The organism is Pantoea sp. K16 (assembly GCF_048452805.1).
In the GTDB taxonomy this organism is placed as follows: Bacteria; Pseudomonadota; Gammaproteobacteria; order Enterobacterales; family Enterobacteriaceae; genus Pantoea; species Pantoea agglomerans.
This window is the reverse complement of sequence record NZ_JBLWNV010000001.1, coordinates 346,101-360,604: the sequence shown is the minus strand read 5'-3', so window position 1 is coordinate 360,604 and position 14,504 is coordinate 346,101. Positions and strand designations below refer to the sequence as shown.

Below are 14,504 nucleotides of genomic sequence, written 5' to 3'. Positions count from 1 at the left end.
CAAAGAAGTACGTCAACCGCAGCGTCAGGCGGTGGTTTCATCGAACCATGCGGGCACCGGATCGGCCAGGGTGATCCACTGTTCAGGCCCCGCAGCCATCTCCTGTGGTGTCAGCAGCGCATGATCCAGCGCGGCACGGACGCTCTTCTCGTCCATCTCAATGCCGATAAAGACCAGTTCCTGGCGCGCATCGCCGGTACCTTCCTGCCACTGTTCAGCGATAAAGTTGAGTGAATCTGCATCCTGTGGCCATTCAGTTCGCGGCACGCTGACCCACCAGCGCCCGGCATAACCCTGACGTGCCACCGCGCCCGCCTGCGACCACATCGCGGCATATTCCGGCCGACTGGCCAGCCAGAAGTAGCCTTTAGAGCGGATAACGCCGTCAAGCTGGTGGTTTACTGCATGCCAGAAACGCTGCGGATGGAACGGACGACGGGCGCGATAGACAAAGTTACGAATGCCATACTCCTCCGATTCCGGCTGATGCTCACCGCGCAGGGTCTGCAGCCAGCCGGGTGCCTGCGCTGCCCGGTCAAAATCAAACCGGCCGGTATTCAGCAGGCAGTCCAGCGGAACCTGCCCAAACTCACTGTTCACAATAAGCGCGTGCGGATTAAGCGCCTGCAGCATGCCCTTCAACTGGTGCAGCTGCGCCGGGCTGAGCAGGTCCGTTTTGTTCAGCACCAGCAAATCACAAAACTCAATCTGATCCACCAGCAGATCAACCACTGAGCGCTCATCCTGCGCGCCCAGCGATTCGCCACGTGACTGCAGATCATCGGCTGAGCGATAATCGCGCAGGAAGTTAAAGCCATCGACCACGGTGATCATACTGTCCAGCCGGGCATAGGCTGACAGACTTTCACCCGCTTCATCTTCAAACGTAAAGGTTTCGGCAACCGGCAGCGGTTCAGAAATGCCGGTAGACTCAATCACCAGGTGATCAAAACGCCCGGCCTGAGCCAGACGTTTTACCTCCAGCAGCAGATCTTCACGCAACGTGCAGCAGATGCAGCCGTTACTCATTTCGACCAGCTTTTCATCGGTGCGGGAGAGCTGCGCACCGCCATCGCGCACCAGCGCAGCGTCAATATTAATTTCAGACATATCATTGACGATCACCGCGATCCGTCGTCCTTCGCGGTTGTTCAGAATATGATTAAGCAGGGTAGTTTTACCGGCACCGAGAAAGCCGGAGAGAACGGCAACCGGCAGACGGGGATCGTCGGATGTCAGAGCAGAGAGTGTCATGGTATTACCTGTAAGAACGTGATTATAGATACGTTATAACATAACATTAGTGAGTTTGTTTTCAATCCTGATTTGTGTTTTTGTTGCGGGTACCAATGAGCGTTTAAAAGGGAGTGGAAATGCAACAACTCACGCTTGTCCCGCGTCTGATGCCAGCCGTCAGGTCCGGAGAGAAAACCTCGACGATTCGCTGGCAGGAGGGCGATATCACTATGGGTCCGCTGAGACTGGTGAATCAGCACGATGAAACGGACGCGGTAATCGTGTGGGTGAAGCAGGTCGAAACGCTGCGCTTAAGCGAAGTCGCCGCGACGCTGGGGAAACAGGAGGAATGGCCTGATGAGGTGCTGCTGGAAGGGATGCGCGAGCACTATCCGGAGGTCAGGCTGAGCAGTGAGGTGCAGCTAATCACTCACCTCACGCCCGCAGAAACCCTGCAGAAGCTCACTAAACAGTGATCAGCTGTGCTCAATCACCAGCAGCGCCATCGTATCGGCTTCCAGCGCCCGAAAGATATGCAGCTCATCGCCCGGATAGGTAATGTAATCACCCACATCCAACTCCACCGCACTGTCGACCGGACCCACCAGCGCACGCCCTTTAGCGATAATAATATGCTCAATGGTATTGGGGATATGGGGCTGGGAAATGCGTTCGCTGCCGGGCTGAACTTCCAGCAGATAGATATCACGCCGAACGCCGGGCGGGCAGGAGGCCAGCAAAACGGCCTGATAATCGGCAAGATCGGCGGTAACCGTCAGGCCCTCTCCACGCCGAATCACCTGCAGACGACGCGCATCCGGCTCCAGCAGACGTGAAAATGGAATGTTCAGCGTTACGCATAGCGACCACAGGGTTTCAATGCCCGGATTGCCATTACCCGCTTCCAGCTGTGACAGCGTAGATTTGGCGATCCCTGCGCGGCGCGCCACTTCAGCCAGTGAAAGACCGGCTCGCTGACGTTCACGTACTAAGGCACTGGCAATAATGCTGATAGGGGTATTCAAACGCACTCCTGATAACCTGAATGTTTTTTATATCGAACATAACGTTCATCTTGTAAAACGCTTTCGCAGTGTTCATTATATCGGATTATATGTTCATTATGAGACAGAGTGATGCTTTTTCCGCAAATGCAGTTGCTGGACAAAGGGGTGATCAAAGCGATTTTTCTGGTCTGCCTGGCTGATGGAATTGTTGGTTTATCCTATGGCTCGCTGGCGTCGGCCGACGGGTTTCCGCTCTGGGTGCCGCTGGCGCTCTCAACGCTGGTGCTGGCGGGGGCGTCGGAGTTCCTGTTTATCGGCATTGTGGCCGGTGGCGGCAGTCCATTTACCGCCGCCGCAGCGGGCCTGCTGGTAAACGCACGTCATTTGCCGTTTGGCATCGCGGTCAAGGATCTGGTGGGGCAGGGTCCGTCAGGCTGGCTGGGCTGTCACATCATGAACGACGAAAGTGTGGTGTTTGGGATCTCTCAGCCGCAACTGGCGCAGCGCCGCAGCGCTTACTGGCTGTGCGGTATCGGTATCGGCTTGATATGGCCGGTCAGCGTCATGATCGGGGCAGCAATCGGGCAGTTTATTCCTGATGTCTCGGTGATCGGACTGGATGCGGTGTTTCCGGCGATCCTGATCGCCCTGATCTTCCCGGCGCTGCGCCAGCGACGCACCCGGATCCCCGCGACCGTCGGCGCGCTGCTCTCCTTGCTGGCGACGCCACTGGTTCCGGCTGGCATGCCGGTGCTGTTTTCACTGCTGGGCCTGCTGACATGGAGATCGCGCAAATGACACATCAGGGAATGATTATCGCCGGGATTGCCCTGCTGGCGGCCGGAACCTATCTGATGCGGTTTGCAGGCGTCAGGCTGGGAAACCGACTGCCGATCAGCGAGCGTACCCAGCAGATGCTCTCCGACGCCGCCACGATATTGCTGCTGGCGGTAGCGGCCACCACCACGCTGTTTGAAGGTCAGCATTTTGCCGGTGTGGCACGGGTGGCGGGTGTAGGCTTTGCCCTGTTGCTGGCGTGGCGTCGGGCGCCGCTGATTATGATTATTCTGGGGGCGGCGGCAATGACGGCGCTGTTGCGTTTTCTCGGCGTGCCCTGAGGATGTCATTAACCCCGGCAAAAGCGGGGATGTTATCGCGGTGAAAATTTGTCAGGATGGCACTCTCTCAGGCGTGATTAGCCCGATAACCTTGCAGGGATTGCTGAATGAACACTATCCGTACCTGTTTCCTCCTGATGCTGCTGACCATGATGACAGCCGGTTTAACCGCCGTTCCGGCTATTGCCCGACCCGATATGCGTCCGCTGGGCAAGAACATCGCCGACACAGGCTCCGCCTGGTATCGCTTCCAGAGTAAAAAGTTTGTCTCACAGGATGGGGAACGGCACTATCGGGTGTGGCTTGCTATCCCCAAAAGCGATGCGCCGCCAGGCGGCTATCCGGTGCTCTGGCTACTGGATGGCAATGCGGCGATGGCACATTTGACAGAACCTCTGCTTAAAAAGCTGAGCAGCGGCACGCCGCCAGTGCTGGTCGCGGTGGGTTACGACACCCATTTGCCCTTTGATGTGGTGGCGCGTAATTACGACTACACCCCACCCAATGATGCGCCTGATACTCTGGTCACTCAGCCTCATGGCCGCAAAGGCGGAGGCAGCCATCAGTTTCGTCAGCTGCTGCTGAACACAATTGTCCCGTGGGCAGAACGCATTGCGCCCAGTAATCCGCAGCGGCGTGCGCTCTGGGGTCACTCCTACGGCGGACTGTTCGTGCTGGACACCTTCTTTCATGCCGCCTGGTTCAGCCATTATTTTGCGGCCGCTCCCTCGCTGAGCTGGAATCATCAGCGCATTCTTACCCTGGCCCGACGCGCCGACGCCGGACCGCTAAAACATTTGTCGCTCTATCTGATGGAGGGCGATGGCATCACCGAACGCCGAACCGGCCACTCTGACGATCTTCAGCAGGAAGAGCGCGCGCTTACCGACATCCTGCGCCCGAGCGGTGCCAGACTGATTCTGACGCGTTATGCCGGTCAGAGTCACGGCCAGATATTACCCTCATCGCTGGTGGATACGCTGGAAATAGTTTCCGGTAGTCGGGATTGATATCTGACCGGGCATCGCGGCATGATGGCGTTTCATCACCTGCCCGGAGTTCACGCATGAATCGTCCGCTACAGATTGGTCTTTTGCTGTTCCCTGATGTCACTCAGCTCGACTTGACCGGCCCGTGGGAGGTGTTTGCGCGCACGCCTGGTGTCGAATGCCATCTCATCTGGAAAGATCTTCAGCCGGTGCGTTCCGATCGCGGCCTGTCGATATTGCCGACCACTACGTTTGCAGATTGTCCGCCACTGGATGTGATCTGTGTGCCTGGCGGGCCAGGACAGATCGCCCTGATGTCGGATGACATCACGCTGAATTTCCTTCGCCAGCAGGCCGATCAGGCGAAGTGGGTTACGTCGGTCTGTACCGGTTCGCTGGTGCTGGGGGCCGCCGGATTGCTAAAGGGATATCGTGCGACCTCGCACTGGAGCTCCATCGATCAGCTGGCCCGACTGGGCGCGGAGCCGGTTAGTCAACGGGTGGTGCGCGACCGCAATCGTATCAGCGGCGCAGGCGTGACCTCTGGCATCGATTTTGCCCTGACGCTGGTGGCAGAAATTGCGGGTGACGCGGTGGCGAAATCGGTTCAGCTGCAGATGGAATATGATCCTGAACCGCCGTTTACCAGCGGTTCGCCGCATACCGCATCGCCACAGGAAGTGGAGCAGGCGCGGGCGAAAATGGCTGAGTTTCTTGCCACTCGTCGTGCGGCAACCGAACGAGCCGCCCTGCGACTACAGGCTGATTAGCTTACTGACGCCGGGGATGCGCAACAGCAGCAGTGACAGCGCCATTGAGAAGATTAACGTCAGGGCGATGACCAGCAGTTTATCGCCCAGCGTCTGGATGCGGATTGCCGCCGCCAGCAGGCCAAAAATCAGATAGTGCAGGATATAGACGCCGGTCATGGTCTTCCCCAGGGTCGTCAGAAACGGCGTCAGCCACTGGACTTTTTCCGGCAGGCGAATGGCGTTAATGCTGATCACAATCAGCACCACCAGCAGATAAACCTGCGAGCCCGTCAGCACCACATCGTTATTGGTCGCCAGAAAGCGCGCAAGAAAGTAATGACGCTCATACAGCCAGGTAAAGAGATAAACCGCGGGCAGCAGCAGCAGGCTGATCTTTATCACTCTGGGTGATGTCAGCAACTGCATCACGCGCGGCGCGGCCATCAGCCGACCCGTGAGGTAGTAGAGCACCCAGGTCCAGATTCGGTATTGCGGCAGCAGCGAAAAGGCTCGCTGGCCCGGGTAGAGACTGGCGAGCAGGTCATAGGCAAAAGCTAACACCAGCAGCAGTAAAATCCCCGATGCCATCAGCCCAGGCCGCTGAATGAGTCGGTCAATCAGCGGATGCGACACATAAATCACAATCAACGCAATTACAAACCACGGCTGAATCAGATAGCCCTTATGATGCATCCCGGCAAACCAGAAAAAGCTGAACCAGAAGATAAAAATCAGCAGAATGCGGCGAATTTTGCCGAGCTGCCACGCGGGTGTATGCAGCTCACCGGCATCAATATAACCGCTGAGCAGAAAATAGAGCGGCGTGGCGATCGTCGAAACAAAACTCAGCACGTTCAGCGTCAGATTAATGTCGTAATGGTAGCTGTCGTAGCTCTGGTAAAGCGTGAAAAACGAGACGGCGGTGATACAGGCCAGCGTCTTCAGCATTGCCAGTCCGCTCTTATTCACCGTGCGCCTCCCGACCATGGAAGCAACGATAGATGACCGGCAGCACCAGCAGGGTCAATACTGTCGCGAACCCGAGACCAAAAATAATGACCACCGCCATGCTCTGGAAAAAGACGTCGCGCAGCAGCGGCAGCAGGCCCAGCACCGTGGTGAAGGCGGTCAGCAGAATAGGACGCAGACGTGAGGTCGCCGCATCAATAATTGCTAGCTGCAGCGATTTCTCCTGCCGGAACAGCCTGATCTCCTCAATCAGCACGATCCCGTTACGGATCAGCATGCCCGACAGGCTCAGCAGCCCAATCAGCGCCATAAAGCCAAACGGAATACCGGTGAACAAAAAGCCACAGGTGACGCCAATCAGCGCCAGCGGCACGGTGATCCAGATAGCGACGGCGTCGCGCAGCGAGTTAAACATCAGCATGGTAATGATGAACATCGCCAGGAATCCCACCGGCAGCGAACTCAGTAGCCCGCTTTGCGCTTCACGTGAACTCTCCAGCTCACCTCCCCATTCAAGCCGGTAGCCCGCCGGGAGTTTAAGCTGGTCGATCTGTGGCTGAACCCGCGCCACCACCTGTGCGGAGGTTAACCCTGAAGCAGGATCGGGATCGGTCTGCACCGTCAGCACGCGCGTACGATCGCGGCGCATAATCAGCGGATTCTCCCACTCCAGCCGGAAGTCGGAAATCACATTGCTCAGGGGTACAAAGTGCTGCAGGGCGGCACTCCACAGCTGAATATTCTCGATGTGATCGACACTCTGCCGCTCTTCATCAGCCGGATAGAGCATCACCGGCATCAGCCGCGAACCGTCACGGAAAATGCCCACCGCGTCACCGCTGAAATTCATTCTCAGCGCCTGATCGATGTCACGTTTATCGATACCCAGTTCCTGACCACGCAGCGCCGAATAGACCGGGCGGATCACTTTGCTGCGCTCCTGCCAGTCATTGCGAACCGGAAACGTTGAGCCATCCGCCAGGAAAATGGCATCCAGCTGGCTGCCGATGTGGCGCAGCACTTCGGGATCGGGGCCGATCACCCGCAGGGCAATGGCGCTGTCACTGGCGCTGCCAAACTGGATACGTTTGATGCGCTGATTCACCTGTGGGAAGTTCTGCTCAATATAGGCCTCGGTTTTCAGCGCCAGCGCATCAAGCTGTCGGCCATCCTTAACCCGCACCATAATCTGGGCGAAGTTGCTATACTGCCGTGCCGCGTCGTAGGTCAGGGTAAAGCGCAGAGCGCCCTGGCCCACCGTCGTGACCGTGGCTGCGACCTCAGGATCCTGGTTAATGAACCGGGCAATATCCGCCGCCGTATTCGCGGTGTAATGAATATCGGTGCCATAGGGCAGCCAGAGATCGGTGAAAAAGACCGGCGTGCTGGAGGAGGGGAAAAAGTTCTGCTTCACCATGGTAAAGCCATACAGCGACAGAGCCAGCAGTGCCACCATTACCGTCAGCGTGGTCAGGCGGAAACGCAGCAGGCCGCCCAGCGCCTGACGATAGAGCCGGAATACGATGCCCTGATAAGGCGTGGAGGGTTCAGTTTGCTCAGGCTGAGCCGTGCTGCGGCGCTTCTCACTCCAGTTGATAAATACCGGCGTTAAGGTCAGCGCCGTGACCCAGCTCAGCATCAGTGAAATCAGCAGCACCTGGAACAGTGATTTGCAATATTCGCCGGTCGAATCCTGCGACAGGCCAATCGGTGCAAAGGCGAGAATTGCAATCACCGTGGCACCCAGCAGCGGCAGGGCAGTGCGCCGCACCATGCGGGCAATGGCCTGCTGTAAAGGGTGCCCGCGCTGATGATCGATTTTGACCCCTTCGACCACCACAATGGCATTGTCCACCAGCATGCTAAGCGAAATAATCAGCGCGCCCAGCGACACCCGCTGCAGCTCAAGTTTAAACAGGTACATGATCAAAAGTGTGCCAAGCACGTTAAGCGTCAGCGAGGCGGCAATCACCATGCCGCTGCGCAGGCCCATAAACAGCAGCAGCGTTCCCACCACAATCGCCAGCGCCATCAGGAAATTGAGGATAAAGCCATCAACCGACTGTTTCACCTCATGCGCCTGGTTATAGAACACCTTCAGACTGATACCGGCGGGCGTATCCTGCTGGTAGTGCGCCATTCGGGCGGAAAGCGCGTCGCCAACATCAATCACATTGACACCGGGCGCGAACGAAATGCCGATAGCCAGAGCCGCTTCACCGTCTGCAAAGTAGATATTGGCGGGATTGTCGGTAACGCCACGCGTCAGGGTGGCGATATCGCGCAGATGCACGTTTTGTGGGTTACCAGCGGGCAGAATCGGCAGATTAGCCAGATCGTCCAGCGTCTGCAGTTCGCCGGTGGGATGAAAACGGATCGATTCGCTGTCGACCCGCAGCGTTCCGGCACTGGCAACACTGTTATTCCGGCTCAGCAGATCGGCGACGCGCTGCGGCGTCATACCATAGGCGGTCATTTTGCTGGCGGAGAGAGCGATGCGGATCTCCTCCTGCTCAACGCCCGCTACCGCAACTTTAGCCACACCCGGCACCAGCACCAGATCGCGCCGCAGCTGATCGGCATAGTTGCGCAGTTCGCTGTTGGTAAAGTCTTTACCATGAATGACGAAGAAGTAGCCGTAAACATCGCCGAAATCATCGTTAACCAGCGGGGCCTGAACGCCAGGCGGGAACTGCCGGGCCGCATCGCCGACCCGACGACGTAACTCATCCCAGATTTGCGGCAGCTGATCGGCCAGATAGCGGGTATGAATATTAACGGTAATCTGCGACAGGCCATTGCCAGAAATGGACGTGACATTGTCCAGCGACGGCAGGCGCTGCAGCGCATTCTCCAGCGGCAGCGTTACCTCCTCTTCAACCTGCTGTGCGGACGCGCCGGGATAGTGGGTGACAATTACCGCCGACTTAATGGTAAACAGCGGATCTTCGAGGCGGCCAATGTTGAGCAGCGCATAGATGCCGCCCACGCCCAGCAGCAGAATGACCATCCAGATGCGAATGGGTTTATCAAGAAAATGCTCCTGAATACGCATTATAACCCCCGCTCGCGCTGCCAGATGCGCACCGCTTCACCGTCACGCAACTCACCCACTCCGGCGGCAACGATACGGTCGCCCGGCTTTAGCCCGCTGATGATTTCAATGCCCTGGGCGGTGAGACGGCCCACTTCGACAGGTCGATCTTTGATGCGCAGCGCCTCACCATCCTGCTCAACCAGCCAGACGTGCGGCTGATTGGTGGGGCTGCGATCGGGATTGAACACCGCCGCCGCAGGCACGACCAGACGCGGCCGGGCAGGGGCATTTGGCAGGTTATGCAGCCTGACGCGAACCGATCCGCTGAGGCCGGCAACGCCAGGGAGATCAGCCGGACGCGGCATGGTCAGCACCACCTGATAGGTCAGCGTGGCGGCATCCGTCTGGCTGGTATGCTCTTTGTATTGTGCGGTGAAAAAGCGGCCTGGCAGGGCGTTAAACTGCACCTCAGGCTGATAGTCAATATTCTGGATATCGAGGCTGGTGAAGAGGGTTTCGGGCAGCGTAAAGATGACGTCGAGCAGATCGGCACGGGTCAGCAGCGCAATGGGCTGTCCGGCGGCCACGACCTGATGATTACGCGCCTGTACCCTTGCAATCACGCCATCAAACGGCGCGCGAAGGCTAAGAAACTGTAACTCCTCCTGTGCGATTTTCAGCGCAGTCGCGGCGGCATCGCGATTAGCACGCTGCACATCCATTTCAGACTTTGAAACGGCGCTGCGCTGGGCCAGCGTATTGAAGCGCTGAAATTGTCGCTCCGCCAGTTGCAGTGCAGTCTGGCGGTCGCGTACCCGTAGTTTCGCATCTGCATCATTCAGAGTAGCGAGAAGCTGTCCCGCTTTCACGGGCGTTCCGTCACGAATATCAAGCTGTACCAGCTGGCCTGCCCGTTTAAACGCAAGATCGGTATTATCACCCGCCTGAATACGCGCAGGAAATACCCGGATATTTTGAGCGATGTCCGACTCAATGGTGAAAACTTTAATTACGCGGGGCGGGGGAGCATCCGTTTCTTTTTTTTCATCGCACGCTGTCATAAAAAAACAACAGAGCAAAATGAGGATAACCTTGCGTTTAATCATTTTCTTCGCCTTAACATCAGCTTTTAAACTGCGGTTTGATAAGCATTAAGGCGTAATAAACCCTGATGCTTATCGCGACCGGGATAAACTTATTTTTAATCTTCGTCATATAAGTTTAACGAAGCGGCAGGGCCGCTTCGCCTGAATCGGCTTACGCCGCCATCTGAGAGACCACCAGCCAGGTCAGTAAGCCCACCAGAGTCGTTGCGGCGACCGCGAGAATAACGAAACCGCAAAGCATGATAATGCTCTGTTTTTTCATCAGAGTTTCCTTTTGCGAGCCAGAGTATAAACCGATGCACACTGCATCAGCATACTTAAACCTTAGCTAAACAAAAACAACGTTGTCATTCTCATAATATAGGTTAGATTTAATTTAGCCATTTTATGTTATTCGTCAGACGTTTCTTACGTAAATATGATATCGGTCATTACCTGCAGGAGGGGCTGCCTGCAAAATGCATGTCTTTTAATTGCGCCTTTATTTCATCGCTAAATGGCACGAGGTTTATATATGCTAAATAATGATAAGCAGGATAAAGCGTTAGCTTTATCTGAGCGCCCCTGGTATCAGCGTAGTGTGGCAGAGATATTCTCCGAACTGCAGAGCTCATCAGCAGGATTATCCACCGCCACTGCGCAGGAACGCCTGCAGAAACACGGTCCCAATGCCCTTCCGCAAAAAGCTGAGAAATCGGCTCTGCTCAAATTCATCGCGCATTTTAAAGATGTGCTGATCTATATTCTGCTGGCCGCGGCGGTGATCACCGCGATAATGGGTCACTGGGTCGATACCTTTGTCATTATCGGCGTGGCCGTCATTAACGCCCTGATCGGCTTTATTCAGGAGAATAATGCCGAGAAGTCACTGAAAAGTATTCAGAACATGCTCGCCAGTGAAGCGATGCTGGTGCGGGATGGCAAACAGGTCACGGTCGCGACGCGCGATATTGTGGTCGGTGACGTGGTGATGTTACGCCCCGGCGATAAAATCCCGGCTGATCTGCGACTGTTTGAGGTCAATAATCTGCGGGTTGAAGAGGCGATTCTCACCGGGGAGTCGACGGTGGTGTCGAAGAACACCGATACGCTGAGCGGTGAAAAATCGCTGGGCGACCGTCTGAACCTGGCTTTTTCAGGCACTACCGTCAGTTCCGGCACCGCCGCAGGCGTGGTGATCGCCAGCGGCGGTGATACTGAGCTGGGCCATATCAACGAAATGATCAGCGGCATTAAAGAGGTTAAAACCCCGCTGCTGGTGCAGATCGACAAACTCGGTAAAGCGATCTTTTTCATCATCCTGCTGATGATGGTCGCCCTGTTTATCTTCGGCTATCTGCTGCGTGACATTCCACTGGGCGAGCTCTCGCTGTCCGTCATCAGCCTGGCGGTTGCTGCGGTTCCGGAAGGTCTGCCTGCCATTATCTCTATCATCCTGTCGCTGGGCGTGCAGTCGATGGCGCGGACCCAGGCGATTATCCGTAAGCTGCCGACTGTTGAAACCCTGGGCGCGATGTCGGTGATCTGCTCCGATAAAACCGGCACGCTCACCATGAATGAGATGACGGTGAAAGCGGTGGTGCTGGCGAAGAGCCGCTGGCGCGTCAGCGGAAACAGCTATGAACCCAAAGGGGAGATTGTGGCTGAGCAGGGCGACGCAAGTGGACTCTCTGCGGCACAGGATCCGCTGTTTCAGCAGTTCCTGCATGCGGTAGACACCTGTAATGAAAGCCAGCTGCGTCAGGAAAGTCAGGGACACTGGACGATTGTTGGCGGCCCGACTGAAGGCGCGCTGAAGGTGCTGGCGGCGAAGGGTCAGACGACACCTCAGCCGGTTGAGGTGGTGAGCAAGCTGCCGTTCGATTCCCTCTATAAATATATGTCGGTCAGCTGTGTTGCAAACGGCGAATCTTATGTGCTGCTGACCGGTGCGCCAGACGTGCTGCTGACGCTATGTCAGCAGCAGCAAACACCGGAGGGTGCAGAGCCGATAGACCGTGCGTACTGGGATGCCGCCATCACCACCTACGCCAGCGAAGGGCTGCGCACCGTTGCCGCCGCCTGGAAGAGAACCTCTGCACCCGTTACCGCGCTGGATCATGCCGATCTGAGAAGTGACATGGTGCTGCTGGGTCTGGCCTGTATGATGGATCCCCCACGTCCCGAGGCGATTGCCGCCATTGACGAGTGCCAGAAAGCGGGCATTCGCGTCAAAATGATCACCGGCGACCATCAGGAAACCGCTATGGCGATCGGTCAGATGCTGGGAATCGGCAACAGCCAGGCTGCTATCACTGGCTACCAGCTTGAACACATGAGTGACGCCGAACTGGCGGACGCGGCAAAAACCTATGACATTTTTGCCCGCACCAGCCCGGAACACAAACTGCGTCTGGTGAAAGCGCTGGAAGCGAGCGGCGAGATCGTCGGCATGACCGGCGACGGCGTCAATGATGCTCCGGCGCTGAAACAGGCCAACGTCGGTATTGCGATGGGTATTAAAGGCACCGAGGTGACAAAAGAGGCGGCCGATATGATTCTGGCCGACGATAACTTTGCCACCATCGCTGCGGCAGTCAAAGAGGGACGTCGGGTTTACGACAACCTCAAGAAAACCATCCTGTTTATTATGCCCACCAACCTGGCACAGGGCCTGCTGATTATTATCGCGATTCTGATGGGCAATCTGCTGCCGTTAACCCCGGTACAGATTCTGTGGATGAACATGGCAACATCCGCCACGCTGTCGTTTGGTCTGGCGTTCGAGCCTGCTGAAGCCAATGCGATGCGCCGGCCACCGCGCAATGTTAAAGCGCACGTGATGGACGCTTACGCTATCTGGCGCGTGGTGTTTGTCGGTCTGCTGATTTCAATCAGTGCCTTTGTGCTGGAAGCCTGGCTGCAACCGCGTGGCTACAGTGCCGAGTTTATCCGTACCGTGCTGCTGCAGATGCTGGTGACTGCGCAGTGGGCCTACATGCTTAACTGCCGTAACTCTGATGGCTTCTCACTGGATCGCGGTCTGCTGAAAAATCGCGGTATCTGGCTGGTGACGCTGGTACTGATTGTCCTTCAGGCGATCATTATTTATGTGCCATTAATGAACACGCTGTTTGGTACCCGTCCACTGCCGATCAACTACTGGCTGATTTCGCTGATTGTCAGTATCGCGATCTTCATCATAGTTGAGATTGAAAAACGCCTCACCCGCGCATGGCGGGTGAAGACGCCATCACTGAGTTAATTCTGTCTCCGGGTCCTGCTGCGGATAGCTCGCCAGCAGGACCTTTTTAATCAGATAGGTCAGTGGAATAGCCAGTATCCCGCCCGTAATCCCCAGTAACGCCTGCCAGAACAGAAACGCCAGCAACTGCGTGGTCAGCGCCAGATTGAGTCGCTTCCCAATCAGCAATGGTTCGATCACCGAACTCAGGCAGAGGTTCAGCACCACAAAGAAACCTGCTACCGCCAGCGCGATCTGTAAATCAAACATGATGTAACTCTGGATCACCGGCGGAATCGCGGCCAGAAAGGAGCCAAGCACCGGCACGTAATTAAAGATGAACATCAGCACGCCCCAGAAAAAGGCAAACTTCAGCCCGATCAGATGCGCACCGACGCCCACGATTAACCCGCCCAGAATACTGGTCAGCGTTTTCACTCTGGCATACACAATCACGCTCTGAATTCCCTCCTGCAGCGCCAGATAAAAGGCCTGATGTTTTCCCTTTACCCGCTGTTGCAGTGCAGCTTTCAGCAGCGGCATCTCATACAGCATAAACAGCAGCATCAGGAACACCATGATCCACCATGAGATGACGCCAGGGATTTGCGTCAGAAACGCGGTGACGATGCGCACTATCGCACCTGCATCCACAAAGGTCAGCAACTGGTCGGGCGTCATACCGATATCAAGCCGGGCAAAGGCCAGCGTCAGCTGTTCAAGCCGGGCCGCCAGCAGCACGGGCGCCTGGCGGCTGAGCTGCATTAAATCGGGCGTCAGCACGGTTAACTTGAGGATAGTGACCACCATGATCAACAGCATCAGCATAATCACCAGAAGTGACGAGACGATGCGCGGTATGCGGTTGTTTTCCAGCCGGGTAATCAGGGGATCAAGCATGATGGCCAGTAACATTGCCAGCAGTACCTGGTTGATCAGCGGTGCTGCCAGATAAAGGCCGGTCAGAATAATGGTCAGACAGGCGAGGATAAACAGCACGCGTGCCATTGGCGGCCAGAGGGTAAACCAGCTCAGTCCCATGATTGGGCTCCTTCAGCAAAGATAAG

At 56.4% G+C, this 14,504-nt stretch carries 12 protein-coding genes; 6 read left to right on the top strand and 6 right to left on the bottom strand.

Going from position 1 to position 14,504, the window contains the following annotated elements; translation table 11 throughout:
• Nucleotides 1-24: 24 nt before the first annotated feature.
• Nucleotides 25-1,254: a zinc metallochaperone GTPase ZigA gene (gene zigA / locus ACK13D_RS01725; protein ID WP_010246814.1), complete on the bottom strand. Its 1,230-nt coding sequence runs from the start codon at nucleotides 1,252-1,254 to the stop codon at nucleotides 25-27.
• A gap of 119 nt (nucleotides 1,255-1,373) precedes the next feature.
• Here zigA and ACK13D_RS01720 point away from each other — a divergent pair, with 119 nt between their 5' ends.
• Complete coding sequence (locus tag ACK13D_RS01720) at nucleotides 1,374-1,712, top strand: ASCH domain-containing protein (protein ID WP_033768732.1); 339 nt, start codon at nucleotides 1,374-1,376, stop codon at nucleotides 1,710-1,712.
• Here the strand turns inward: ACK13D_RS01720 and ACK13D_RS01715 are convergent, their stop codons facing one another.
• Nucleotides 1,713-2,261 (bottom strand): helix-turn-helix domain-containing protein, encoded by a 549-nt coding sequence (locus ACK13D_RS01715; protein WP_033768731.1) that lies wholly within the window; start codon nucleotides 2,259-2,261, stop codon nucleotides 1,713-1,715.
• A 111-nt stretch (nucleotides 2,262-2,372) separates the two neighbouring features.
• On the opposite strand from ACK13D_RS01715, the gene ACK13D_RS01710 reads away from it, so the two are divergent.
• From ACK13D_RS01710 to ACK13D_RS01695, 4 genes are all read left to right on the top strand, one after another.
• The gene (locus ACK13D_RS01710; RefSeq protein WP_010246808.1) at nucleotides 2,373-3,041 is read left to right on the top strand and encodes an AzlC family ABC transporter permease; all 669 of its coding nucleotides are present in this window, start codon (nucleotides 2,373-2,375) and stop codon (nucleotides 3,039-3,041) included.
• A complete protein-coding gene (locus ACK13D_RS01705) occupies nucleotides 3,038-3,361 on the top strand; it encodes an AzlD domain-containing protein (protein WP_010246806.1) in 324 nt (107 codons plus the stop codon). The genes ACK13D_RS01710 and ACK13D_RS01705 overlap by 4 nt, the downstream gene beginning before the upstream one ends.
• A gap of 107 nt (nucleotides 3,362-3,468) precedes the next feature.
• The gene (locus ACK13D_RS01700) at nucleotides 3,469-4,371 is read left to right on the top strand and encodes an alpha/beta hydrolase (RefSeq protein ID WP_033768728.1); all 903 of its coding nucleotides are present in this window, start codon (nucleotides 3,469-3,471) and stop codon (nucleotides 4,369-4,371) included.
• A 56-nt stretch (nucleotides 4,372-4,427) separates the two neighbouring features.
• Complete coding sequence (locus ACK13D_RS01695) at nucleotides 4,428-5,120, top strand: DJ-1/PfpI family protein (RefSeq protein WP_192073021.1); 693 nt, start codon at nucleotides 4,428-4,430, stop codon at nucleotides 5,118-5,120.
• Here ACK13D_RS01695 and ACK13D_RS01690 read toward each other — a convergent pair.
• The 3 genes from ACK13D_RS01690 to ACK13D_RS01680 are packed head-to-tail and all read right to left on the bottom strand — an operon-like array spanning nucleotide 5,106 to nucleotide 10,214.
• The gene (locus tag ACK13D_RS01690; protein WP_010246800.1) at nucleotides 5,106-6,071 is read right to left on the bottom strand and encodes an acyltransferase family protein; all 966 of its coding nucleotides are present in this window, start codon (nucleotides 6,069-6,071) and stop codon (nucleotides 5,106-5,108) included. The two genes, ACK13D_RS01695 and ACK13D_RS01690, sit on opposite strands and share 15 nt — an antisense overlap.
• Entirely contained in the window at nucleotides 6,064-9,126 is a 3,063-nt protein-coding gene (locus ACK13D_RS01685; protein WP_418795509.1) for an efflux RND transporter permease subunit, read from the bottom strand. The genes ACK13D_RS01690 and ACK13D_RS01685 overlap by 8 nt, the downstream gene beginning before the upstream one ends.
• Nucleotides 9,126-10,214, bottom strand: coding sequence for an efflux RND transporter periplasmic adaptor subunit (locus ACK13D_RS01680; protein ID WP_191917354.1), 1,089 nt, complete (start codon nucleotides 10,212-10,214; stop codon nucleotides 9,126-9,128). Before ACK13D_RS01680 ends, ACK13D_RS01685 begins: the two co-directional genes overlap by 1 nt.
• Nucleotides 10,215-10,728: 514 nt before the next feature.
• Between ACK13D_RS01680 and ACK13D_RS01675 the strand changes: the two genes are divergently transcribed.
• Nucleotides 10,729-13,458: a cation-transporting P-type ATPase gene (locus ACK13D_RS01675; protein ID WP_010670601.1), complete on the top strand. Its 2,730-nt coding sequence runs from the start codon at nucleotides 10,729-10,731 to the stop codon at nucleotides 13,456-13,458.
• On the opposite strand, the gene ACK13D_RS01670 is transcribed toward ACK13D_RS01675, so the two are convergent.
• Nucleotides 13,447-14,478 carry an AI-2E family transporter gene (locus ACK13D_RS01670; protein ID WP_124890727.1) on the bottom strand — a complete coding sequence of 344 codons (1,032 nt, stop codon included), beginning with the start codon at nucleotides 14,476-14,478 and terminating at the stop codon, nucleotides 13,447-13,449. The genes ACK13D_RS01675 and ACK13D_RS01670 overlap by 12 nt on opposite strands.
• Nucleotides 14,479-14,504 lie beyond the last annotated feature (26 nt).

Coding starts and splice junctions, on each gene's coding strand:
- ACK13D_RS01720 (WP_033768732.1), top strand. CDS start 1,374: ATGCAACAACTCACGCTTGTCCCGCGTCTGATGCCAGCCGTCAGGTCC.
- ACK13D_RS01695 (WP_192073021.1), top strand. CDS start 4,428: ATGAATCGTCCGCTACAGATTGGTCTTTTGCTGTTCCCTGATGTCACT.
- zigA (WP_010246814.1), bottom strand. CDS start 1,254: ATGACACTCTCTGCTCTGACATCCGACGATCCCCGTCTGCCGGTTGCC.
- ACK13D_RS01700 (WP_033768728.1), top strand. CDS start 3,469: ATGAACACTATCCGTACCTGTTTCCTCCTGATGCTGCTGACCATGATG.
- ACK13D_RS01685 (WP_418795509.1), bottom strand. CDS start 9,126: ATGCGTATTCAGGAGCATTTTCTTGATAAACCCATTCGCATCTGGATG.
- ACK13D_RS01710 (WP_010246808.1), top strand. CDS start 2,373: ATGCTTTTTCCGCAAATGCAGTTGCTGGACAAAGGGGTGATCAAAGCG.
- ACK13D_RS01675 (WP_010670601.1), top strand. CDS start 10,729: ATGCTAAATAATGATAAGCAGGATAAAGCGTTAGCTTTATCTGAGCGC.
- ACK13D_RS01680 (WP_191917354.1), bottom strand. CDS start 10,214: ATGATTAAACGCAAGGTTATCCTCATTTTGCTCTGTTGTTTTTTTATG.
- ACK13D_RS01705 (WP_010246806.1), top strand. CDS start 3,038: ATGACACATCAGGGAATGATTATCGCCGGGATTGCCCTGCTGGCGGCC.
- ACK13D_RS01670 (WP_124890727.1), bottom strand. CDS start 14,478: ATGGGACTGAGCTGGTTTACCCTCTGGCCGCCAATGGCACGCGTGCTG.